The sequence below is a fragment of the Caballeronia mineralivorans PML1(12) genome (genome assembly GCF_001028175.1).
GTDB lineage: Bacteria > Pseudomonadota > Gammaproteobacteria > Burkholderiales > Burkholderiaceae > Caballeronia > Caballeronia mineralivorans.
On record NZ_AEJF01000057.1, the window covers coordinates 1 to 21,380 of the forward strand.

The 21,380-nt window shown below is 59.7% G+C and carries 22 protein-coding genes; 10 read left to right on the top strand and 12 right to left on the bottom strand.

What is annotated here, in order from left to right:
- Nucleotides 1–2,269 (top strand): mechanosensitive ion channel family protein (locus tag EOS_RS06830; protein WP_047845854.1); only part of this gene is annotated, 2,269 nt, incomplete at its 5' end.
- Here EOS_RS06830 and EOS_RS06835 read toward each other — a convergent pair.
- Complete coding sequence (locus EOS_RS06835) at nt 2,194–2,574, bottom strand: hypothetical protein (protein ID WP_152693088.1); 381 nt, start codon at nt 2,572–2,574, stop codon at nt 2,194–2,196. The genes EOS_RS06830 and EOS_RS06835 overlap by 76 nt on opposite strands.
- A gap of 228 nt (nt 2,575–2,802) precedes the next feature.
- Between EOS_RS06835 and EOS_RS06840 the strand changes: the two genes are divergently transcribed.
- The 3 genes from EOS_RS06840 to flhC all read left to right on the top strand — a co-directional run bounded on the left by EOS_RS06840 (nt 2,803) and on the right by flhC (nt 5,600).
- A complete protein-coding gene (locus EOS_RS06840) occupies nt 2,803–3,933 on the top strand; it encodes a purine-nucleoside phosphorylase (RefSeq protein ID WP_082163245.1) in 1,131 nt (376 codons plus the stop codon).
- 674 nt (nt 3,934–4,607) lie between these two features.
- Complete coding sequence (gene flhD / locus EOS_RS06845) at nt 4,608–4,925, top strand: flagellar transcriptional regulator FlhD (protein ID WP_047845882.1); 318 nt, start codon at nt 4,608–4,610, stop codon at nt 4,923–4,925.
- Between the two features lie 15 nt (nt 4,926–4,940).
- Nucleotides 4,941–5,600, top strand: coding sequence for a flagellar transcriptional regulator FlhC (flhC, locus tag EOS_RS06850; protein WP_047845856.1), 660 nt, complete (start codon nt 4,941–4,943; stop codon nt 5,598–5,600).
- Nucleotides 5,601–5,786: 186 nt separating this feature from the next.
- Here the strand turns inward: flhC and EOS_RS06855 are convergent, their stop codons facing one another.
- Entirely contained in the window at nt 5,787–6,902 is a 1,116-nt protein-coding gene (locus tag EOS_RS06855; protein ID WP_047845857.1) for a succinylglutamate desuccinylase/aspartoacylase family protein, read from the bottom strand.
- Nucleotides 6,903–7,183: 281 nt separating this feature from the next.
- Complete coding sequence (locus tag EOS_RS06860) at nt 7,184–7,975, bottom strand: ABC transporter substrate-binding protein (protein ID WP_047845858.1); 792 nt, start codon at nt 7,973–7,975, stop codon at nt 7,184–7,186.
- A 544-nt stretch (nt 7,976–8,519) separates the two neighbouring features.
- On the opposite strand from EOS_RS06860, the gene EOS_RS06865 reads away from it, so the two are divergent.
- Together EOS_RS06865 and EOS_RS48935 are read left to right on the top strand one after the other, a co-directional pair.
- Entirely contained in the window at nt 8,520–9,905 is a 1,386-nt protein-coding gene (locus EOS_RS06865; RefSeq protein ID WP_152693089.1) for a methyl-accepting chemotaxis protein, read from the top strand.
- Between the two features lie 18 nt (nt 9,906–9,923).
- Nucleotides 9,924–10,106 (top strand): hypothetical protein, encoded by a 183-nt coding sequence (locus EOS_RS48935; protein WP_326972905.1) that lies wholly within the window; start codon nt 9,924–9,926, stop codon nt 10,104–10,106.
- 10 nt (nt 10,107–10,116) lie between these two features.
- On the opposite strand, the gene EOS_RS06870 is transcribed toward EOS_RS48935, so the two are convergent.
- From EOS_RS06870 to EOS_RS06905, 8 genes are all read right to left on the bottom strand, one after another.
- Nucleotides 10,117–11,136, bottom strand: a complete 1,020-nt coding sequence (locus EOS_RS06870) for a GlxA family transcriptional regulator (protein ID WP_047845859.1) — start codon at nt 11,134–11,136, stop codon at nt 10,117–10,119.
- Between the two features lie 230 nt (nt 11,137–11,366).
- On the bottom strand, nt 11,367–12,116 hold the full coding sequence (locus EOS_RS06875; RefSeq protein ID WP_047845860.1) for a CbtA family protein: 750 nt from the start codon (nt 12,114–12,116) through the stop codon (nt 11,367–11,369).
- 13 nt (nt 12,117–12,129) lie between these two features.
- Nucleotides 12,130–12,339, bottom strand: coding sequence for a CbtB domain-containing protein (locus tag EOS_RS06880; RefSeq protein ID WP_031357179.1), 210 nt, complete (start codon nt 12,337–12,339; stop codon nt 12,130–12,132).
- 62 nt (nt 12,340–12,401) lie between these two features.
- The gene (locus tag EOS_RS06885; protein WP_047845861.1) at nt 12,402–12,746 is read right to left on the bottom strand and encodes a nitrile hydratase accessory protein; all 345 of its coding nucleotides are present in this window, start codon (nt 12,744–12,746) and stop codon (nt 12,402–12,404) included.
- A 2-nt stretch (nt 12,747–12,748) separates the two neighbouring features.
- Nucleotides 12,749–13,390 (bottom strand): nitrile hydratase subunit alpha, encoded by a 642-nt coding sequence (gene nthA, locus EOS_RS06890; protein WP_047845862.1) that lies wholly within the window; start codon nt 13,388–13,390, stop codon nt 12,749–12,751.
- 21 nt (nt 13,391–13,411) lie between these two features.
- Nucleotides 13,412–14,155: a nitrile hydratase subunit beta gene (gene nthB / locus EOS_RS06895; protein WP_047845863.1), complete on the bottom strand. Its 744-nt coding sequence runs from the start codon at nt 14,153–14,155 to the stop codon at nt 13,412–13,414.
- A 35-nt stretch (nt 14,156–14,190) separates the two neighbouring features.
- Nucleotides 14,191–14,694 (bottom strand): DUF1097 domain-containing protein, encoded by a 504-nt coding sequence (locus EOS_RS06900; RefSeq protein WP_047845864.1) that lies wholly within the window; start codon nt 14,692–14,694, stop codon nt 14,191–14,193.
- 24 nt (nt 14,695–14,718) lie between these two features.
- Nucleotides 14,719–15,711 carry a CobW family GTP-binding protein gene (locus EOS_RS06905; protein WP_047845865.1) on the bottom strand — a complete coding sequence of 331 codons (993 nt, stop codon included), beginning with the start codon at nt 15,709–15,711 and terminating at the stop codon, nt 14,719–14,721.
- A 385-nt stretch (nt 15,712–16,096) separates the two neighbouring features.
- Here EOS_RS06905 and EOS_RS06910 point away from each other — a divergent pair, with 385 nt between their 5' ends.
- Nucleotides 16,097–16,717 (top strand): LysE family translocator, encoded by a 621-nt coding sequence (locus tag EOS_RS06910; RefSeq protein ID WP_047845866.1) that lies wholly within the window; start codon nt 16,097–16,099, stop codon nt 16,715–16,717.
- A 53-nt stretch (nt 16,718–16,770) separates the two neighbouring features.
- Here EOS_RS06910 and EOS_RS06915 read toward each other — a convergent pair whose 3' ends face one another.
- The gene (locus tag EOS_RS06915; RefSeq protein ID WP_082163246.1) at nt 16,771–17,526 is read right to left on the bottom strand and encodes a GntR family transcriptional regulator; all 756 of its coding nucleotides are present in this window, start codon (nt 17,524–17,526) and stop codon (nt 16,771–16,773) included.
- A gap of 299 nt (nt 17,527–17,825) precedes the next feature.
- Here EOS_RS06915 and EOS_RS06920 point away from each other — a divergent pair, with 299 nt between their 5' ends.
- From EOS_RS06920 to EOS_RS06930, 3 genes are all read left to right on the top strand, one after another.
- Entirely contained in the window at nt 17,826–18,887 is a 1,062-nt protein-coding gene (locus tag EOS_RS06920) for a proline racemase family protein (RefSeq protein WP_047845867.1), read from the top strand.
- A 62-nt stretch (nt 18,888–18,949) separates the two neighbouring features.
- Nucleotides 18,950–19,846: a dihydrodipicolinate synthase family protein gene (locus EOS_RS06925; protein WP_047845868.1), complete on the top strand. Its 897-nt coding sequence runs from the start codon at nt 18,950–18,952 to the stop codon at nt 19,844–19,846.
- 77 nt (nt 19,847–19,923) lie between these two features.
- Entirely contained in the window at nt 19,924–21,039 is a 1,116-nt protein-coding gene (locus EOS_RS06930; protein ID WP_047845869.1) for a branched-chain amino acid ABC transporter substrate-binding protein, read from the top strand.
- The last annotated feature ends 341 nt before the right edge of the window (nt 21,040–21,380 follow it).

The following is a 21,380-nucleotide window of genomic DNA, read 5'->3' on the forward strand; positions in this document are numbered from 1 at the left end:
GGGCAGCGCGGCATCGACGGCCTCGGCTGCGAGCGGCGCATCGGGTGCGGCGAGCGTGCTGGCGAAGTCGCTGACGAGCAACGGCCTCGCGTCGCAGATCTCGCATGAGGCGAGTTACTGGCTTGTGGAAATGAGCGGCGGCTTGCGCCGCTCCGTCGCCGCGCTGCTCGATTACGGCTCGGTCGTGCAGTGGTGGCGCCAGCGCACCGCAACCGCCAGCGGTCGCGAGCTGATCGGCCAGATGATCTGGTCGATTGCGATCTCGCTGTTGCCCGCGCTGGTGCTCGAATACCTGACGTCGCGATGGGCGCGCCGGCCGCGCGCGCGGATCGCGGCGCGTGGAATCGTGGATGTCGACGCCACACAGCCCGAACTCGCGAAGGACGAAGAGTCGGCGGTGCACGCCGAAGCCGTGGCCGAGCGTTCGGGCAACGAGGCGGTCATCGAGGTCGCCGAACGCAAGACCGAAACCGCGCGTGGCGTGCACCATGCAGCGCGTCACTGGACCTTGTTGCAGCGGCTGCCGAGCGCCATTTTGCACGGCTTGTTCGCCTTGCTGCCGCTGGTCGTGTTCATGATCGTGACCGCGGTGCTGATGTCCATTTTCATCGACGAGAACACGCCACAGGGCCGTTCCGTCGGCGCACTGATCGACGTGTACCTGGTGTGCCGCGGCATTGTGATCGCGAGCGGATTTTTTCTCGCACCCCGCGCGCCGGGGCTGCGCCTGCTCCAGATGCACGACGATGCCGCTCGCTTTGCGCACGACTGGCTGGTACGCATCGTGTGCGTGGCGGGGGCGGGCGCGGCACTTGCTGAAGCCGCGGCGCCACTGGGTCTGACCGATACCGCCCACGATTCGCTCCTGAAGGCCATCGCGCTGGTCGTGCATGTGCTGATCGCGATCGTGATCCTCAAATGCCGCGTGCCAGTCGCGGCCTGGATTCGCGAGAGCATGCAGGGGCGCCGCTCGTTCGTGCTGCTGGGCAACTGGATCGCCGATGTCTGGGCCGGGCTGTCGGTGTTTCTTATTCTGGCGCTGTGGTTCGTCTGGGCGCTCGATGTGCGCAACGGTTATCGCACGCTGTTCCATCTGTTCGGCGTCACCGTGCTCGTGCTGGTGGCCGCGCGCGTGGTGGCTATCGTCGCATTCGGTGCGCTCGGCCGGATCTTTCATACGGCGGGCGGAGAGGACGATCTGTCGGACAAGTCGATCGTGCATCGGCATGCCTACCGCTATTACCCGCTGCTGCGGCGTGTGATACGGACGGTGATCATCGTGGTCACGTTGCTCACGCTGTTGCAGCTCTGGGGGCTTCACGTCTTCACGCTGTTCTCGTCGGGCGGCGTTGGGCATCGGCTTGCGTCCGCGCTCGTTACCATCGGGGTCGCCGCCGCGTTCGCCGTGATCGTGTGGGAAGGCGCAAACGTGATGGTCGAGCAGCGGCTGGAAAGGTGGACGTCGAGCGGCGACCTCTTGCGCGCCGCGCGCCTTCGAACCCTGCTGCCGATGATGCGCAGCGCGCTCTTTATCGTGATCGCGATGGTCGTCGTGTTGACGGGGTTGAGCGAGATTGGCGTGAACACCGCGCCGCTGCTGGCGAGCGCGAGCATCTTCGGCGTGGCGCTGGGTTTCGGTTCCCAAAAGCTCGTGCAGGACCTGATCACCGGCATCTTCCTGCTGATGGAGAACGCGATGCAAGTCGGCGACACCGTCACGCTCGCGGGGGTCTCGGGAACGGTGGAGTATCTGTCGATCCGTACGGTGCGTTTGCGAGGCAGCGACGGTTCGTTGTTCACGGTGCCGTTCAGTTCGGTATCGACGGTGAATAACACGAATCGCGGCCTTGGCAATGCGGCGGTGCGCGTGAGCATCGCGCTTGGGCAGGACGTGAATCTGGCGGCGGATACGCTCAAGGAGATCGGGGCATCGCTGCGTGAAGACGATGCGTTCAAGGACGGCATTCTCTCCGACTTCGCTCTGTGGGGCGTGGACGCGGTGGATGGTTCGACGGTCACGCTCGCCGGTCAGATGCAGTGCCGCGATACCGCGCGCTGGGGCGTTCAGCGCGAGTTCAACCGGCGTGTTGTCGATCGCTTCACTGAACGCGGCATCGAGATCGCCAATCCGCAGCGTAGTTTCCTGATCGTGAAGGGTGGCGAGGGCGAGTTGGCTGTCGCTTTGAAGACGGATCAACGCGGCGAGCGCACCATCACCGGCGAGCCTTCGAACTTGCCGCCCGAGCGCGCGAAACCCAGCCGCACGTAAAACGCTTCGAGCGCTGCGCTATCGGGTGCGGTGTCCTCGATGGAGGGCACAGCCATGCCTTGCCCTTTTTGCGTGAGCGGCCGTGGCACGAGCGAGAGCATGACGCCGTGCAGGTCCGCCAGCGCGACCAGCCGTTCCATCGCTGCCCGCGCATGTCCGCGACGATGCTCACCCTCGGACCACAAGGCCTCGAGCGCGACGGCGCAGTCGCCGGTCGCCTCGAGCCACATCTCGACGTGCTGCCGGTCCTCAACACGGCTGGCGTGAAACGCATCGATCATTCGTGAAGCGGCGGTGTCAGACATGGGCGCCTTGCAGACAAGTGGACGTAACTGGCAAGACAGCAAGAGTAGTGCTTGATGGCGGTTACCGGAACATTTTATGTTCCTTACAAAGACGTCTTTTGCCCCTTTATAATGCGCTTACGCACGAACGTCCGGCAGCTTGTATCGGCGGGATGGATCGTGTGTTGAGTCGTGCGTCATGCCGTGTGTTTCACCTCGCGTTCCCCTTCCACTTACGGTGCCGCCAAGATGAAATCAATCGTCCGTTCCTCGCTCGACCTGTTCCTTCGTTCCGCTCGCGTTTCTGCCAAAATTCCCGCACGAATCCCCGCATTGAGCTTGGCCGCCGCGACGGCGACGCTCGCTTTCAGCGCCTGTGCGCCAACGTTTGCGCAGGACGCCGACGGCTTTCGCAGCGGCGATGGCAGAGGCCAGCCCGTCAAGGTCATGATCATCTCGATGTTCGGCCCCGAAGGCCAGGTCTGGCTCGACAAGCTCGGGCCGTGGAAGGCCATCCGCGTGACCGGACTCTCGCCGGATTATCCGGTCGTGAACTGCAACCGGCAGGATATCTGCGTGATGACCACCGGCATGGGTCACACGAACGCGGCAGCGTCGCTGATGGCCCTCACGTTCTCCGATAAATTCGATTTGCGCCGCACCTATTTCATGATCGCGGGCATCGCGGGCATCGACCCGATGCAAGGCACGCTCGGGTCTGCAGCGTGGGCGAAGTATCTCGTCGACTTCGGCATCCAGTGGGAACTCGATGCCCGCGAAAAGCCCGATAGCTGGCCGAGCGGTTTTCTCGGCATCAATACGAAAAGCCCGAACGATAAACCGCCGCTCGACTACAAGACCGAGGTGTTCCAGTTGAACCCGGATCTGGCCGACGCGGCCTATTTGTTGTCAAAGAACGTGGTGCTTTCCGACAGCCCCGAAGCCCAGGCCGCGCGCGCCAAGTTCAGCTATGCGCCGGCGAACCAGGCGCCGAAAGTGATCCAGTGCGACACGCTGGCGGGCGATACATGGTGGTCGGGGAAATACATTGGTGAGCGGGCGCGTGCCTGGACGAAGCTGCTGACCGACGGCAAGGGTGTCTATTGCACGACGCAGCAAGAGGACAACGCGACCTATGAGGCATTGAAGCGCGCGGCGAGTGCGCATCGGGTGGATCTGAACCGGGTGGCCGCGGTGCGTGCAGGTTCGGATTTCGATCGGCCCTACGACGGGCAATCCGCCTCCGATAACCTGCTTAACTACGCGGCTCAGGGCGGCTTTGTCCCGGCTATCGAGAATTTGTATCGCGCGGGCAATCCGCTGGTGCAGGACATTGCAACGCACTGGAGTGAATGGCGCGATGGCGTGCCGCAACGATAGCTAGCGCCGTGATCCAGCCGCCGGTCTTCCACCTTGGCGCGCTCGCAGGGAAGACCGGTGGCACGGATGAATTGCGTATTCTATTGATCTGATGATTTCGATAGTTTCGTTACGGCCGTTACAACTGGATGCAACATATTCCGGTTGGACTTTATCTGTCCTCGCAGTCGGTCGAATTTCCGCATAAAAATGAAAGCGGAATGACAGTTTTTATCCGAGGGTTTTCCATCGCTTCAATACCATAAGTTCACTACTGCGCTGTTACAACTACTCAATCTTCGCAATTCGGTTAATTCGCCGGAGCGTGTCAACTAAGTTTCAGTCCCATCCGTTTTTCCCCTAGCAAATCAACTGTCAAGCGCAGCTTCTACCGATCGGGCTTCTCCACATCGCTCCAAAAACAATGCCAAAAATCGGCAAGACTTTCCTGTTACAACTTCGGGAAAAAATTACCGTTTCTCTCTGTTGTTTTATGGAAATTTATTATTGAGATGTTCTTGATTTCCCGCTGCGCCGTACTTACAATCCGTTTCACAGTGTTGTTACAAGATGTAACTCACTGAAACAAAGTTTAAACGTAGCCGGGCAGAACAAACGTTTGGCTAGGCAAAAAAAAGATAGCCGGTAAAAATGCCGGCGTGGTGCTCGGGGTTTATATCGAACGCAGGAACATCATGAACGGTCGCGAAACGCTGGACTCGATTCGAGAAATCAACTTGTCGTACATCATGCTCGCGCAGCGCATGCTGCGAGAGGACCGTGCTATCGGGATGTTTCGACTGGGTTTGTCTAAGGAACTCGCCGACCTTCTGTCCGGGCTGACGCTCGCGCAGGTCGTCAAGCTGGCGGCTTCCGACCAGTTGCTGTGCTTTTTCCGGTTCAACGATCACACCATGCTGGCAGCACTGACGTCGCCCGCGAAACATGCGGATATCGCGCCGACACACGCAGCCATTTTGCTGGCTGGCCAGCCAGCGGAACAGTTCCTCTAAGCACAAGAGCGCGCCATGCTTAAGAAGAGCCTCACCGAAGATGCACAGGAAGTTTTCCGCGCGATCGCATTGATCGAACTCGGGGCGCGGATGCAGGTGCTCGAAAGTGAACTGACACTGTCGCGTGACCGGATGATCCGGTTGTATCGCGAGGTGAAGGGCGTATCGCCGCCGAAGGGCATGCTGCCGTTCTCGGCTGATTGGTATATGACGTGGCTCGCGAACATCCATGCTTCGCTCTTCTACAACACGTATGTGTTCTTGAAGAAAGAAGCGGGTTGCTCGCATCTCGATGCCCTGACGAAGGGGTATCGGCTGTATCTCGAGCATTGCAAGAATAGCGATGTCGAGGCGGTACTTGATTTGACGCGGGCCTGGACCCTTGTGCGCTTTTTCGATGCGGGCATGCTGCAGCTCACGAAATGCTGCCGCTGCACTGGAAAGTTCATAGCGCACAAACATGATTTGCAAGAAAACGTGGTGTGCGGGGCCTGCCAGCCGCCGTCACGCGCGGGGAAGACCAAGAAAGCGGCGGCCGCCCGTCAGGCGAGCCAGGAGACCGCGCTGGTGGAGTTGAGTATGGCAATGACTAACGAAGTGCCGGAACCGACGGTACTCGAAAACGCGGCGATGCTACAGCCGCGCACAGAAAGCCTGATTGCACAGGCTGCTTAGGGCAGTAGCGGGTCTGCCGGTCCCGAGGGCCATCGATGGATGGTGTGGCCGCAGGACCCGCTGCTGTTTTTTACTTAGAATTTTTGGCTTTTTTGGGGGGCTGCCGAGGGTTGGTGGCCCTCTTGCTTTTTGGAGTCGCACCGGGCGGGATGCCGACGCCCAAACCCCAAGCGCCAGCGACAAGCCCTACGCCGATAGCAACGACCCTGTCCTATAAGCCGTCGCGCTAGCAATCCTCGCCACCTCCATCCCCGCCGTAGTAAACCGCGCAATCTGCCGCGCGTACAGCACCCCAGCCGTCGTGCAATGCAACGGCGTGACGGTATCGGTCAGGGGATCCACAACATCGGCTATTGCGTCGCCGGCTTTTACCATCGCCCCTACCTTCGTGCGAAACACCAGCACACCGCTCACGGGAGCAACGATCGGCTCCGCGCCGGCAAGCGGCGTCGCCGGATAAGACAACTCGGGCATGGCAGGCGCGGGCGCATCGATCACCCCGCGATGGATCAGGTAATTGACGATCCCCTGGGCGTCGGTATCAGCGAATTCATACGATACCTCGTGCTGGCTACGCAATTCCACCGTCACCGAAATGCCGCCGTTCGGCACGGGAAAACGATCGCCAAACTTCGCCCGCAGATCGGACCAGCAGAAGCTGTGGATCTCGTCGAAGGGATTACCCACCGAATTCAGCGCAAGCAGCGACGCCTTCGAATCCAGATAGCGCGCAAGCGGCTCCACTTCGTCCCAGATGTCCGGGTTGGTGTAAAGGTGCAGCGCCGCGTCGAGATCGCAATGCAGGTCGAGCACGACATCAGCATCGTAAGAGAGCTTCTGCAATGCAAGCCGCTGCGACTCAAGCTCGGTTTGCGGCTTTTGCTCGTCCAGCGCCTCACGCATTGCGTTGCGCACAGCGAGCTTGTTCGCGTCGCTATCTCCGGACAGCCGGCCTTCTATGCGCGGCGCGACCAGCGCGGCGAGATCGTGGAAATTGCGGTTGAAGTTGTGGCCGCTGTTCAGTTCGAAGCGCCCAAGCAGCGTGCCGTGCATGTTCTGGTTGAGCCCGATCGGGTTCGATACGGGCACGATCACCACTTCGCCGCGCAGCTTGCCTGCCGCTTCAAACTCGGCGAGATGGCGACGCAGCCGCCACGCGACCAGCATGCCCGGCAGTTCGTCGGCATGCAGCGACGACTGGATATAGATCTTTTCGCCGCCGCCGGGGCCATAGTGAAAACTCAGGATATTGCGCGTAGTGCCGATAGACGGCGAAATCAGAGTGTGCGTTTTGGTTTGCATGATTTTCGGTGCACGGCGCGCCGGAAAGGCGTCGCGCTTGGGAAAAGTTTCGGCGTGTTCAGGAGAGCGGGGCGGAGCGTTCGCGACGGCCGCCAGGTTTGCTACGCACTTTTGATACCTGCGGCGCCGCCAGCCCCAGACTGTCGATCTTAGCTGAAAACGGCTGTTTTGCCGCACCGGGCGCAAAGCACCCCCAAAACAAAACGGGCTCCGCGTTTGTCGCGGAGCCCGTTTTTCAAGCTAAGGCTGGAACACGTTCCAGCCTTAGGCTCAGGTGCTGCTTAGCCACCATACACGTCGAAGTCGAAGTACTTCTTTTCGAGCTTCTTGTAGGTGCCGTCCTTGATGATCGAGGCAATCGCCTTGTCGATCTGTGCCTTCAGGTCGGTGTCTTCCTTGCGCAGGCCAATACCAGCGCCGTTGCCGAGGATCTTCTCGTCGACCAGGTCCTTGCCCACAAACTCGTAACCCGCACCGCGCGGCGTCTTGAGGAAGCCAACGTCAGCCTGCACAGCATCTTGCAACGCTGCATCCAGGCGACCAGCCGTCAGGTCGGCATAGACGCCGTCCTGGTTCTGGTACGGCGTGACCGTCACACCCTTCGACGCCCAGTAGGTCTTGGCGTAGGTTTCCTGGATCGTGCCTTGTTCAACTCCAACCGTCTTGCCCTTCAGGCCGTCAGCCGTCGGCAGGATGCCGCTGCCCTTCTTGGCGATCAGGCGCGTAGGCGTGTTGAACAGCTTGCTCGAAAACGCAATCTGTTCCGCGCGCTGCGGCGTCATGGACATCGACGACAGGACGCCGTCGAACTTCTTCGCCTTCAAGGCCGGAATCATGCCGTCGAAATCGTTTTCCACCCAAACGCACTTTGCATGCAGGCGTGCGCAGATTTCATTGCCGAGATCGATGTCGAAGCCGATCAGCTTGCCATCCGGACCTTTCGATTCGAACGGGGCGTAGCTGGCGTCGACGCCGAAACGGATGGTCGAGTAATCCTTCGCATTGGCGGTGACGGAGGTGATCGATGTGACGGCGAGCAAAGAAATCGTCAAAGCCGCGAGCAGTTTTTTCACTGTTTTTACTCCATAGGTGGTCAGTACATCCCGGATAGGTCGGTACCCAGGTTCGTCCGGAGCGAGGCCCCTCGCGCCGGACAGCTTGCATTCCGCGGATTGTGTCCGCAATAGAACCGCAGCAGGTTACCAAGCCAAAAAAATAAGGGAGTTGGTGAAAGTCCCGATAGCTAATCTCGTGAGCCTTGTGCCGCTGGGGATTTCGGCTCGTGCGAGCAATTGAATGAAATTTTGTGCGAGGCGAAGTAAGGCTCGAAGTAGGGCTGATAGGGAGTCTTGTCATGAAGCGCGCGTAGTGCGAGGTAGCGAGTTCTGGTTATCGATCGCAGCGGATGGAATAAACCCGGCGTTGCAGACGTTCAGGTCGAGTGATGCTTCATCGCGTGCTTCGCTGCCTTGCACGGCGCTCTCAAGTTTTCCGGGCAATGCCCGTAAACCCGTCGACAAGCCGGTTCTTCGATGACATGTCGCACGTTTGCCCGGCCATAACCCATCGGCAATCTTCCACAGAGCAGTTGCCGAAGATCAACACGAGAACAACCCTATGACTATCGTTCGACGACTGCTGATGACGCTCGGGATGGCGTTACTGGCGCTGGCTTTTGTGGGGGGCTATGGACTCTTTCAGCTTAACGGGTCTTTTCAGCGCATCGAGGGCCTTGAGACCCACACGATCCCCGGCCTGAAATCGATCTCCATGACGCTCGACGATGTCGCCGACATGCGGCTGAACGTGTACCGCCATGTGGTGGATGGAATCGACGACGCGAGCCGCAGCGCGATCGAAAAGGAAATCGGCGATGCGGATAAACGCTTCGATACCCACGTCGCCGACTATCAATCGCGCGGTGTGTCCGATCCGACCGATCAAAAGATGCTGGATGCCGATCGGGCGCACATTGCTGCGTATCGCGCCGCGCGCACGAGTTTTTTCGAAAAGATCCGGGCAGGCGACAAGGACGGCGCGCTCGCCATGCTGCACGACGGCGGCGCGGTGCATACGGCGGCGGTCGCGCTGAACAGTGGCCTGCATGGCCATCTCAACTACAACATCGAACGCGGCGAGGCAGTGCGTAACGAAAACGCCTCGGCTTATAAGACGGCCTTTGGTCTGATGCTGGTGATCGTGGTGGGCGCGTTGTTGTTGACGGGTGTATTCGGGAGCCAGCTTTACCGGTTGATCAGTCGTGGGCTTGGCCGCCTGCAGGAGACGCTGCAGAGAATCAGCACGTCACTGGATTTGTCGCAGCAGACGCGTGTTGAGCGCATGGATGAGATCGGCCACACCGCCGTTGCGCTGAACAGCTTGCTCAAGCGCATGGCAGGGGTCGTGGCGGAGGTCAGGGTATCGAGCGATGCGGTTGGCGTTGCATCGAAGCAGATCGCGGCCGGCAACATCGATCTGTCCGCGCGCACCGAGCAGCAAGCCGTCTCCTTACAGGAAACGGCGGCAAGCTTGGGCGAGTTGACGGCAACGGTTCAAGGAAACGCGGACAACGCCAAGCAAGCGAGCGCGCTGGCGGTGAGCACAACCCATATCTCGGACGAAGGCAACCTGGCCGTCGAGCGGATGGTCGGCACGATGAGCGAGATCGCGTCGAGTTCCGCGAGGATCGCCGAGATCACCACGCTGATAGAAGGCATCGCGTTCCAGACCAATATTCTTGCGCTGAACGCGGCCGTCGAGGCAGCGCGAGCCGGCGAGCAAGGACGCGGTTTTGCCGTGGTGGCATCGGAAGTGCGCAGCCTGGCGCAGCGCTCGTCGGTGGCGGCGAAGGAGATCAAGGATTTGATCGAGCGCTCGGTGGCGACGATTCAATCGGGTTCACGCCAGGCCGAGGAGGTCGGGCGTACGACCGCGGAGGTGCAGCGCGCGATCAAGCGGGTCGCGGAGATTGTCGGCGAGATCGCTGCGGCATCCGATGAATAAGGGCATGGAATCGAGCAGGTGAATCAGGCTATCGGCCAGATCGATGAAGTCACGCAACAGAACGCGGCGCTTGTTGAAGAGGCGGCTGCCGCGGCGCAGTCGCTCGATGAGCAGGCGATCCGATTGAGCGGGACGGTGTCGGTGTTCACGGTCGAGGCGGGGTCGTCGCCTGCTTCAGTGAACGAACGGATGTTTGCGTGAATCCGTAGAATCAAACTTTTTCCGTGGCCTTGGTTCGCTTAAGCGCGGTTCCCGGATTGGACATGTCGTTCGAACGGAACCGCTGCCGGTATTCCATCGGGCTGATATGAAGGCGCCTGCTAAAGGTCCGCCTGAGCGTGTCGGCACTTTCAAATCCGCATCGACGCGCAATGGTCGAAACGGCATGGTCGGTGCTTTCCAGATATCGCCGGGCGGCGTCAATGCGCGCGTCATTCAGAAAGGCGATCAGACTGACACCGCACTCCTTGCTAAAGACACGGGACAGGTTGCGCGCGCTCATGTTCAGCCGCTGAGCAAGCGATGCCATGGTATGAGGCAGATGCAGGTTATCGAGCAGGTATTGCTGAACTGGCTGGATCTGCGAGTCGGCGGCAGCCTGCGTTTCCAGAAGCGGACTGAATTGCGATTGCCCACCCGCTCGCCGGACATACACGATCAGATACTTCGCCACGTCCAGCGCCATCTTCTTGCCGAAGTCTTCCTCGATCATCACAAGAGCGAGGTCGATGCCGGCCGTCACGCCGGCGGTCGTATAAAGACCGCCGTCCTTGACATAGATCTGATCCGGTTCGACCTTCGCTTTTGGAAACATGGCGGCGAGTCTTGCCGCATCCATCCAGTGCGTGGTCACGGTCTTGTGATCGATCATGCCGGCCGTGCCAAAGGCGAACACACCGTTGCAGATGGCGGCAACACGACGGCTGATGCGACGTTGCTTCACCAGCCATTCGCTGAGGGTGGAGTCCTCCAGGACTTCGAAAATCCCGAGACCGCCCGGGATGATCACCGTATCGAATTCCGGGCACGGATCGAAGATTGTTCTGTCCGGCACGACCGTCAAACCGCTGGACGACAACACGGACCCGCGAGTCGTGCCGACGGTCAGCATTTCGTATTCACACTGCCCCTGGCTGAGGATGCGGACCTCGGCGAACGCATCCTTCGGCCCGGCGATATCGAGCAACTGGAAGCCGGGAAACAACACCATCGCGACGGTGACCTTGCGCATATGCGGATCCGATGAATTCGGCTTCGGGCAGGCAGAGCTTGACGCTGCAGCGGCCTCCGTTCGCACGATGGAACTACGCGGAAAGATAGGTCGGCCCAGGGCCGGCGCCAAGAGCGATTATTCTAAGGTGGCAGAATTTCAATGACCAGCGGGACGTGGCGCTATTTGATGGATGAGGGAGGCGGCGCACTTGGAATGCGCCGTACCACGCGTCGTTTTTAACAGGGTGCTTAGACCGCCTTATGAAAGGACGACACATTCGCCATTCGTGAGCCGGCACGCAGGCTACGTTCCGCCAGGTTGCCGAATAGTAGGCCGAGCGTGGTCCACATGATCGCCTGCATGCCGATAGCCGCAATGCGGAACTTCCAAAGCAGCACGGCGGGAAATGCGGCTGGCACCTCGTTGATCGCCGGCATGCCGATCTGCACGGCAGCAATGATTGCGACAAATACCGCACCGCCGATAATTGACGCATTCCATGATCCGACCCGCGCAACGGCGGCCCGGCGAACCTTCAGCGAAAACACCGTGGCGACTAGCGAGATCACGATCATCAAAAAGAACAGGCCGGTGCGGTAACCGATGGTCTCAGGGTCTCCGACCGACGGTGGATTCGCTGGATACTTAAGGTTGGGCACGATCACTAAAGCGACAAATCCCGCGATGGCAAGCCAGACCGACAAGACATTCGCGCTGACCTTGCCGACCCGGCCGACCGTAGCCGCGAAGGTCAACGCGAATAGCCCACCGATGGCCGCGCTGTAAGCCATGACACCCGTTAGCAAGCCGAGGCCCGCCTGCGTGTGACGGCTGACGAGTTCCGGCTTGGGCGCCTCGCCTTTTACCGCATTCGCTTTTGCCTCGAACGAGATCGCTTGGTCGACTTGAGGCTCGCCGACTATTTTCGCGAAACCGAAGCTAAGCAGCCCGGCTGCGATTCCCGCGAGCATGCCGCGCACCAATAATTTGCCGACCATGGGATTCTCCGGATCAGTGGCAAGGGAAGCCGAGCAGATGCCGGCCGTCGTGTACGAATTCATGTACATACATGCCGGGAATCAGCGATGTCGCGCCTTCTTCGGCACCCACGAAATAGATCGCGAGCAGCATCAGCAAGCCACCGAAAATCGCCCACGGCATGAGCTCGCGAACGGGAAGCGGTAATGGCATGACGGTTGAATCGAGAACAGCGTCGGTCATCATGAGGATCTCCAAAGGGCGCTAGCCCAGACATATGAACTTTGAGAAAAATACGGCCCGGCTTAAGCGTTAGCGGTGACGAATGCCCCATCGATAGCCGCTATTTCCGCCGCCGACAGTAAGCCAGCCTCAACCAGGGTTTTCTTGAGCGCCAGGAAAAAGCGTTCGTAATAGTTCCAGCGCGGTTGTCCCGCGCAATAACCGTCCTCCCATTCGGCAATCGATTCGATCAGGTTCTGCCGGAACGCTTCCCACTCGAAATAACCGGCCTTCGACAACGACAGCGCAACGCCAAAGACTTCGCGTTCCCACGGTTTGTCGAATAGAAATTTGCCTTGCAGGCGCGGCGGCGAGTCAGGTTGGCCGAGCATGCTGGATGCGGCGTACTCCTCGAAACGAGTGAACATGGTCAGCCCGCGGCGAGTGATGTCGACGATGGCGAGGGGACCAGCGCAACGCCCATCATTGCCTCGGGGGTGACGAGTGCGGCCAGCGCTGTTTCGCTCATGCCGTCCGTTCCGGCCGGACGTTCCGGCACGACGAACCAGCGAATCTGCGCGCTGCTGTCCCACACCTTGACCTCGGTATCGGCCGCAACAGGCACGCCGAATTCGCGCAGCACCGCACGCGGTTCACGCACGCCGCGCGCGCGGAACACGGGGTCTTTGTACCAGTACGGCGGCAGACCGAGTACCGGCCACGGATAACACGAGCACAGCGTGCAGATGATCAGGTTATGCACGCCGTCGCCGTTTGCGACCGCGGCCATGTGCTCGCCCTCCGCGCCATCCATGCCCTGCGGCAAGTCCATTGTCGCGATAGCTTTGGGCGTGTCTTCGATCAGAAACTGCTTGAACTCGGGATCGACCCACGCGCGCGCGACGATACGCGCGCCATTGAATGGCCCCGCCACGGTTTCGAAATGGCCGAGCACGGTATCGACCGAGTCGCTGCCGAGCACACCCTTCTCGATCAGCAGCGCTTCCAGCGCGCGTACTTTCGCGGCGCTGGCCGCTTCCCGCTCGTCGTCGTATTTGAATAGTTCGCTCATGGTCGTGGTTCCTGGCATGGATCAGTTGGGTGCAAGCAGATAGGCATCGAAGAGATCGGCATAGATGGTCGTATTGGGCTCGCTCTTCTCCTTGCCCCAGATGTCGGCAGCATTGAACGCCACGCGATACACGGGCATGGCATGGCCAATGCCATCGGGTCCTGTCGACACGAAATACGAAAACGCGCCGGGATAAACGAGGTCCACCGTGCCGGGTTTGTTGCGCAGATACCCAGGCAATCGCGTGTGGTCGACGGCATCGGGGTCACCCACGCGTACCTGCGCGCCCTTGGAAAAACGCGGCTCCTGTGCGAATGCGTGAAAGCCGGAATCGCCCTTGACCAGGTAAGCGCTGATCTGCGCGGCAATCGCCGGATTAGGCTTGTCGGGAAGCGCCGCCTGCGGATCACCACGGTAATGGCGGGTCTTTTCCTCGAGTTCCTCAGCCGACACATAACCTTCGTCGATAAAAAACTGCGAGATGCCCATCAACCATTTCTCGTAATAGCGGTACTTGAAATACTCGAACGGCTGCATGCCTTCGGCACCGGTGCGCAACGACGCCCAGGTCCACGTATTCCTGAATGTGGTGGGCAGGTCGGCCACTGGATAACGCGGCAATGCGTCGGCCAGATGCGTGCTCTCGGCCATCATCACCGTATGGATGCCGAAGATGCGTTTCTCCCACGGCTCCACGAACACTTGCGTGTCCACATTCACTGGACCGAGGTTTTCCAGTCCGCCTAAGCTGTGCTGTAGTTTCATTCGATGTTCCCGGACGAAATAAAATGAGTTGAAGTTCAGTTGAGCTGCGGTTCGGGCTTGCGGGTCAGTGCGTCGCCGAGTACTTCGGACACGATGCCGAACAGCGCTCCCGTGATCAGCGCCGCCGCTGCAACGAGTGCGGGGTTGTGAATCCCGACCGTCGTGATGGCGTGGCCGGTCGCGACCGTGGTCCCGACTGTCGACGCAAAACCCCACACGACCGCAGGCAGTACGTTCAGCAATTTGAGCTTCGACGCCTGCACCATTGCCGCGCTGCCGATACCCACGCAAATCGCGGCGATGGCCGGTGTCTCCGACGAACTTGCGATGGCAAGCAGCGACAGCGACGCAATGACAAGACCCGTGAGGTTCGACGCGACGCTTTGCACGAACCCGGCCGAGCCGCCGCCGACCACAAAAAACGATGCCCACGCGATGAATGTCACCCAGACGGGGACGGGAAATAGGGTGGCGGTGATGTAGGTATCGACGACGGCCAATACACCGATGCTGACCGTAAAGGCTTCAGACTTTTTCATTGCAGGCTCCTTGAGGGTGGGAATTCAGGGCTGGTGAAGGCAATCGAGGAACGCTTCGCGCAGGCGCGGCATGTCAAGGTCGCGACCGATAAAAACGAACTTGCTGTCACGCGTTTCATCCGTGCGCCACACCCGTCCCGGGCGCGCTTCGAGCAGCATGTGGACACTGTGAAAATGGAACTGCCGCGGCTCGGACTTGAAGTGCAGCACGCCTTTCATCCGCATGAGCTGCGGGCCACGTTGCTGCACGAGCTGGTTGATCCAGCGATTGAACCGGTCGGGATCGAGGGCGCCGCTTTCGACTAAGGCGCACGATTGAATTGACGAATCGTGTTCGTGATCGTGGGCGTTTTCATCGAGCAGATCGGGCTCGACCTCAAGTAGCGCGGGCAACGAAAAACGCCGTACACCAAGCAGCGAATCGGCTGCGACACGCGAATGGCTGGCCGTGGTAATGGCAGCCGTCGGGTTCAGTGCACGTACCTGCTGCTCGAGCTGGTCCAGCGCGTGGCCATCGACGAGATCCACCTTGTTGATGACGACGATGTCGGCGAAAGCGACCTGCTCGCGCACGATTTCATCCTGGAGTTGCTGAGCGAAATGATGTGCATCGACTACGGTGACAACTGACTCAAGTTCGACGGCTTCACGCAGATCGGGATCGGCGAGGAACGTTTGCAATACCGGCGCCGGATCGGCGAGTCCCGAAGTTTCCACGATCAGGCGATCGAGTTTTGCGCGCGTGTTCGATTGAGTCCGCATCAATAATTCCTTGACGCTCGCGACCAGATCCGCGCGCACCGTGCAGCACACACAGCCATTGTTGATTTCGATCAGCGCTTCTTCCTCGGCGACAATCAACTGACCGTCGATGCCGACTTCGCCGAACTCGTTCACAACAACGCCGATACGCCCGGCCGTGTTGTGCTGCATCAGGTGATTGACCAGCGTGGTCTTGCCAGCGCCTAGAAAGCCGGAAATCACGGTCACGGGAATCTTGCGGCGGGGTTGGTGCATGGTTGATCTCGACGAAGGCCTGAAGGATGTTGGCCTTGTAAAGAGCGAGTACCAGGCCCGGTTTTGCCAGGCGGCTTTAGCGAAACGTGCTCTGTCTCGATTGCCCCGGTCTGATGTCCGGATCGGTATAAACGGTCGCTAACGGACAAAATCCGGGTGTGACCGGCTCGGCGTCGAAGGTGGAGAAATGGTGCATTGACGGGCATCGATGCCCACTCGGAGTGCGCGATGCGCCTTGATTAGCAGAGTCGGGTTCGAGCAAGCCGCGCCGCAAACCAGGCGACCATTCAGGACGTAGGGTTAACAATCGCCAGAACAGGTGTCAGCGATAATGCGTAAAACGACCGCGACTTCCGCGCGTCGATCTATAAAGGAGGGGCGGCGCGTGATCGATTCATCCGCGGTTTTAGCTGTTTTTTCGGTCTACGTTGCCGGCGTGGTTATTCCCGGGCCGAACTTCGTCGCAGTAGCGCACAAGGCGGTCTCGTCGACACGCACCGAGGCCCTGGCGGTCGTTGCGGGCATTGTCCTGGTCAGCTTGTTCTGGGCGACCTGCGCCATCCTTGGCGTGGGCATCGTGTTCGCCGCGTTCCCGTGGATGGCGCTAGTCGTGAAGATTGCCGGCGCGGCCTATCTCATGTGGTTCGGCTGCCGCCTGATCGTGAAGGCGCGAGCCAGCGAATCGGGCATGGCGCAGGCAGGCGTGACCGGTGGATTGCGCAAGGCATTCGTGCAAGGCTTTGCGACGAACATCACGAACCCGAAGTCGGTGGCGTTTTTTGCTGCTATTTTCGCTTCGGCCACACCGGCGCATATGTCACCGGTTACGTTCGCGGCCATGCTCGCCATGGTCGCTGTCGTCGCGACCACGTGGTACGGGTTCGTTGCACTCGTGTTGTCGCACGGCGGGATTGCGGCGGGCTATCGAGGGTACCGGGCCTGGATTGATCGCGTATGCGGCGGTTTGATCGTGGCGTTGGGGATTCGCCAGTTATTGACGCGTTGATCGCCAGCGCGTTTTACTATATACGGTCCGGCGGTCCTCGATCGTAGGACTGGTCAGCCTTTCGTCGTGCGAGACGCCTCCCGCCGTAACAGCGCTTCAGCCACCGACACGATCTGGTTCATTGCCTTCTTCAAATGGTCTCGAAGGATACGCGTCCCGAGACGGACATCGCGCGCGCGGCTTGCCTCGATCATTTCAATATGTTCCCGGCGCGTGTTTTCCCGGATCGGGACATTGACCACCTGAAAACGAAAATAACGCTCGTTCCGGTCGTTGAGACGCTTGAGCGTCTCGATGACGAGATGTAGCCCCGACGGCGCATAGAGCGTCTCGTGAAAGCGCCAGTTCAACTGGCCCCAAGTGCTTTCAGTCGCGTTGTCCATTTCGTCGACTACTTCAAGTGCCTTGTCCAGGACTTCGTCGCTGGTGGACGCCATGGCGGCGCCAAAGATCCAGGGTTCCAGCCGCAAGCGTATCTCGAAGCTTTCCCTCACCTCGTCGGCGGAGATGCCGCACACGAACGCACCTCTGTGCGGGACCAGTGTTACCAAACCTTCGCCGTGCAGGCGCGTGATGGCTTCGCGTACAGGCACCCGGCTGACGCCGAGTTCATCGGCGAGCGCTTCCTGCCTCAATGCCTCCCCCGAGCCGATCTCGCCGCGCAGGATTTTTCCGCGAATTGCTTCGAGCACGAGATCGACCGTGGTCGCGCGCGTAATTTTGGGTGAGCGCGGGGCGACAAACTGGGGTTGCGCTTCCTCGAGAAGAATCTCGTCAGCGGACGACAGAATGGAAGTTGGGCGCTGCATAGAGGCGGTTCCAGAAAAAATTCGTCTTAACCATGATGCCACAACTGGATAGTGTATCCACCTGCCGCTTTCTACCGAAGCGACCGCGGAACCACGCGTGGCCGCGGATCTGACCGGTTTTTGTCCAGAAACTCTAACTTCCGCGTGTCCTCATCGGGCATTCATCAACGATCCAAATCATCTTGACACTATGTTTTGTAAACAGCATATTGGATACATTCTCCAGCTATTCGGGGTGAATTAGAGGCGCGCCTGCGGACAATTTCCAGGCGCGGAACGGCCAATTCGAGAGGATCTTCATGCGTTGGAGCAAGGTGCTTAATGTGGTGAGTTGTCATGCCGAGGGGGAAGTCGGCAATGTGGTGACCGGGGGCGTCTTCGATATCCCCGGCTCCACGATGTTCGAAAAAATGATGTATTTGGAGGAGAGCCGGGACGAGTTGCGAAAGCTCTGTTTGTTCGAGCCGCGTGGTTCCGCGAACCAGAGCGTCAACTTCATCCTGCCGCCAACCGATCCGCGTGCCCAGATGGGCTATGTGATCGCCGAGTCGACGGAATATCCCGCCATGTCCGGCTCGAACACCATGTGTGTCGCCACGGTCTTGCTAGAAACCGGCATCCTGCCCATGACCGAACCAGTCACCGAACTCCTGCTCGAAGCGCCCGCGGGGCTGATCAAGGTTCGTTGCGAATGCTCACGGGGCAAGGTCACCAAGGTTGAATTCACGAACCAGCCGGCGTTCGCGAATCACCTGGACAAGGTCGTTGAAATCGAGGGTCTGGGCAGCATTGTCGTCGACGTGGGGTATGGCGGCATGACCTACGTGCTGGTCGACGCGCAAAACCTGGGTTTCAGTATTACACCCGATGAGGCCCGTGATTTGTGCGAGCTCGGCCAGACCATTAAAGCCGCCGCGGCGGAACAATTGTCGTCGCCGCATCCGCTGAATCCGCTTATCAAAGGCATTACGCAAACGGAATTCGTCCTGCCGCTTCGGCGCGAGAACGGGGTGCTGATGTCGCGCAATACGGTGATTGTTTCGCCCGGCCGTTGCGACCGGTCACCTTGCGGCACTGGCACCTCTGCGCGCCTGGCCGTCATGCATGCCAAAGGCCAGATTGGTGTAGGCGAGAAGTTTGTCCACGAGTCGATCATCGGTTCGGTGTTCGAAAGCCGTATCGAGTCGGTCACGCAACTGGGTTCGTACCCGGCGGTCGTGCCGATCGTCTCGGGACAAGCCTGGATCAGCGCCATGTCCCAGGTGGGTATTGATCCGTCGGACCGTTTCCAGACCGGTTTTACCTTGTCCGATACCTGGCTGGAAGCAGTCGACGACAAACTGATCAAATCAAGGCTGTAGTCAGTAGCAACGCGCACGAATTGACAGGTTAGCCGGCGGTTAAATAACAAGGAGTACTTTTCATGTGGCATGGCGTATATCCCGCAGTAACGACGAAATTCAGGCTGGACGGCAATCTGGATCGCAATGAAATGGCGCTGGGATTTTCTATCCAGTTGGATGCAGGCTGCGATGGTCTGATCGTTTGTGGATCGTTGGGCGAAGGACCCATGTTGTCCCATGAGGAACGCATCGAGGTGCTTGAAACTGCACTCTCGGTGGCTGGCGGCAAGCCCGTCTTGATGACCGTGGCGGAGGCGTCGACCCGGGAAGCATGTGCACTGGCCCAGAAAGCCCGCAAAGCCGGCGCAGCGGGCCTGATGCTGGTGCCTAGCATGGTGTATCACACGGACGAACGCGAGACAGTGGCGACGCTGAAGGCGGTGGCCGCGGCCGGCGAACTACCCGTCATGCTTTATTCGAACCGGATTGCGTACAGGGTGGACGTGACCTCGTCCATCCTCGATGCGCTTGCATCCGATCAGCATTTTGTCGCTATCAAGGAGTCCTCCGACGACATCCGCCGGACCACGGAAATCATCAACACGTTCGGCGACCGCTTCGACGTATTGACGGGCGTAGACAACCTTGCGTTCGAAGCCCTCGCGGTCGGTGCGCAGGGTTGGGTAGCGGGGCTGTGCTGTGCGTTCCCCGTCGAAACGGTAGCAATCTATCGCCTGATCAAAACGGGCCGCTATGACGAGGCGCTGGCCATCTACCGATGGTTCCGTCCGCTGCTCGATCTCGATGTCAGCACGTATCTCGTCCAGAACATCAAGCTAGTGGAGGCGATTGCCGCGGGCTCCAATGATCGCGTGCGGATGCCGCGCATGGCGCATGAGGGCGCGCGCCGGGCGGGAATCGAAGCGCTGGTTCGAGAAGCTATGGAAACGCGCCCGGAAATTCCTTCGGATATCTGATCAACTGAGTACTGCCTGCCGTTCCGTTCCGGCTCTTGCGAGTCGCTCCGTATAAACACTATTTGTAGGAAGAAAAAATGCGCTTAACCAGAAACTTCGTTGTCTGTTGCGGTCTTTCGGCAATCATGGGGACGGCTCTCGCGGATACCTCTGTGACGATCGGTCTGTCAGGTCCGCTCACGGGCAATCAGGCCGGCAGCGGCAAGGACAACGAGAATGGCGCCCGCCTGGCCATTCAGGACCTGAATGCGAAGCCGTTGACCATCGGCCGCCAAAAGGTCACGCTCAAGCTTGATTCCGAAGACGACCAGGGCGACCCTAAGGTCGGTGTGCAAATCGCCCAAAAGCTCGTGGACAGCGGCGCGATCGCCATACTCGGACCCAACAACTCCGGCGTCGCCATCCCCGCGTCCCGGGTGTTCAACGGAGCCGGCGTTGCCATCCTTCCGGTCGCGTCGAATCCCGCGTTGACCGCGCAAGGGTTTAACAACATTTTCCGCATTGGAGCAAGCGATGCCCAGCTTGGCGGCTCGATGGCGGATTTCGCGAAGAATGTTTTGAAGGCCGACACGGTTGCCGTGATCGACGACCGTACGGCCTATGGCGAAGGCATTGCGACCGAGTTCTTGCGTGAAGCGAGGCAAATCGGTTTGACCGTGGTCGGACAGGACTACACCAATTCGAACGCGGTGGACTTCAAGGCCATTCTTTCGACGCTGAAGACGAAGGACCCGGACGCTATTTTCTACGGTGGATACACCGCGCAGGCGGGCCCCATGGTCAAGCAGATGCATCAGATCGCGTTAAAGGCCAAGCTGATGGGTGGCGACGGCATCTGTTCGGCAGAAATGGCGCAATTGACGGGCGAGCTTGCATCGAGCGTTTATTGCGCGCAGGGCGGCTCGGCACTGGACAAGACGGAGACGGGACGAGCGTTCATCAAGCGCTATAAGTCGACCTACAGCATGGAGATGCTGGTGTATGCCGCCAATTTCTACGATGGCACGATGATGATCGCCCAGGCCATGCTAGCAACAAATACGACGACCGACCGGACGAAGGTCCGTGCGTACCTGGCGAATGCGCAATACGACGGGATCGCGGGCCATTACGCATTCGACTCGACCGGGAATCTCAAGGGCGCGCCGACCACGGTCTACACGTTCAGGAAGTCACAACTGGTTCCTTACTGATCGGCGTCGTATCGCGTCGGTATCGTTGGTATCCGTGGTGGTACGCTAAGCGCTTCACAACGCGGCGCTCAGGGATTCGAGTGCGCGCCCTTGTCAGCAGTGTGTCGTGTCTTCTTGTGCTTGCGATGCTTGGGCGGTGGCGCGTGCCGCGATGCGCTTCCCGTTCCCGACACCGACGACTGTCCTTCGCCGAAGTGATACGTCTCCGCGGAGGCTCCAGTCGAGATAAGGGCAAAAGCGCTGATGGTCGAGGCGAGGACTAAATGCGTAAGCTTCATGGCGCGGATGTTTCCAGAATTAAAGTGCGTCAGCTTAAACCAAAGTAACGCCGACGCACTCCA

What these genes read in the sequence shown, in the direction of transcription:
- EOS_RS06835 (WP_152693088.1), bottom strand. Translation starts at nt 2,574, where the DNA reads ATGTCTGACACCGCCGCTTCACGAATGATCGATGCGTTTCACGCCAGC.
- EOS_RS06840 (WP_082163245.1), top strand. Translation starts at nt 2,803, where the DNA reads ATGAAATCAATCGTCCGTTCCTCGCTCGACCTGTTCCTTCGTTCCGCT.
- flhD (WP_047845882.1), top strand. Translation starts at nt 4,608, where the DNA reads ATGAACGGTCGCGAAACGCTGGACTCGATTCGAGAAATCAACTTGTCG.
- flhC (WP_047845856.1), top strand. Translation starts at nt 4,941, where the DNA reads ATGCTTAAGAAGAGCCTCACCGAAGATGCACAGGAAGTTTTCCGCGCG.
- EOS_RS06855 (WP_047845857.1), bottom strand. Translation starts at nt 6,902, where the DNA reads ATGCAAACCAAAACGCACACTCTGATTTCGCCGTCTATCGGCACTACG.
- EOS_RS06865 (WP_152693089.1), top strand. Translation starts at nt 8,520, where the DNA reads ATGACTATCGTTCGACGACTGCTGATGACGCTCGGGATGGCGTTACTG.
- EOS_RS06870 (WP_047845859.1), bottom strand. Translation starts at nt 11,136, where the DNA reads ATGCGCAAGGTCACCGTCGCGATGGTGTTGTTTCCCGGCTTCCAGTTG.
- EOS_RS06875 (WP_047845860.1), bottom strand. Translation starts at nt 12,116, where the DNA reads ATGGTCGGCAAATTATTGGTGCGCGGCATGCTCGCGGGAATCGCAGCC.
- EOS_RS06880 (WP_031357179.1), bottom strand. Translation starts at nt 12,339, where the DNA reads ATGACCGACGCTGTTCTCGATTCAACCGTCATGCCATTACCGCTTCCC.
- EOS_RS06885 (WP_047845861.1), bottom strand. Translation starts at nt 12,746, where the DNA reads ATGTTCACTCGTTTCGAGGAGTACGCCGCATCCAGCATGCTCGGCCAA.
- nthA (WP_047845862.1), bottom strand. Translation starts at nt 13,390, where the DNA reads ATGAGCGAACTATTCAAATACGACGACGAGCGGGAAGCGGCCAGCGCC.
- nthB (WP_047845863.1), bottom strand. Translation starts at nt 14,155, where the DNA reads ATGAAACTACAGCACAGCTTAGGCGGACTGGAAAACCTCGGTCCAGTG.
- EOS_RS06900 (WP_047845864.1), bottom strand. Translation starts at nt 14,694, where the DNA reads ATGAAAAAGTCTGAAGCCTTTACGGTCAGCATCGGTGTATTGGCCGTC.
- EOS_RS06905 (WP_047845865.1), bottom strand. Translation starts at nt 15,711, where the DNA reads ATGCACCAACCCCGCCGCAAGATTCCCGTGACCGTGATTTCCGGCTTT.
- EOS_RS06915 (WP_082163246.1), bottom strand. Translation starts at nt 17,526, where the DNA reads ATGCAGCGCCCAACTTCCATTCTGTCGTCCGCTGACGAGATTCTTCTC.
- EOS_RS06920 (WP_047845867.1), top strand. Translation starts at nt 17,826, where the DNA reads ATGCGTTGGAGCAAGGTGCTTAATGTGGTGAGTTGTCATGCCGAGGGG.
- EOS_RS06925 (WP_047845868.1), top strand. Translation starts at nt 18,950, where the DNA reads ATGTGGCATGGCGTATATCCCGCAGTAACGACGAAATTCAGGCTGGAC.
- EOS_RS06930 (WP_047845869.1), top strand. Translation starts at nt 19,924, where the DNA reads ATGCGCTTAACCAGAAACTTCGTTGTCTGTTGCGGTCTTTCGGCAATC.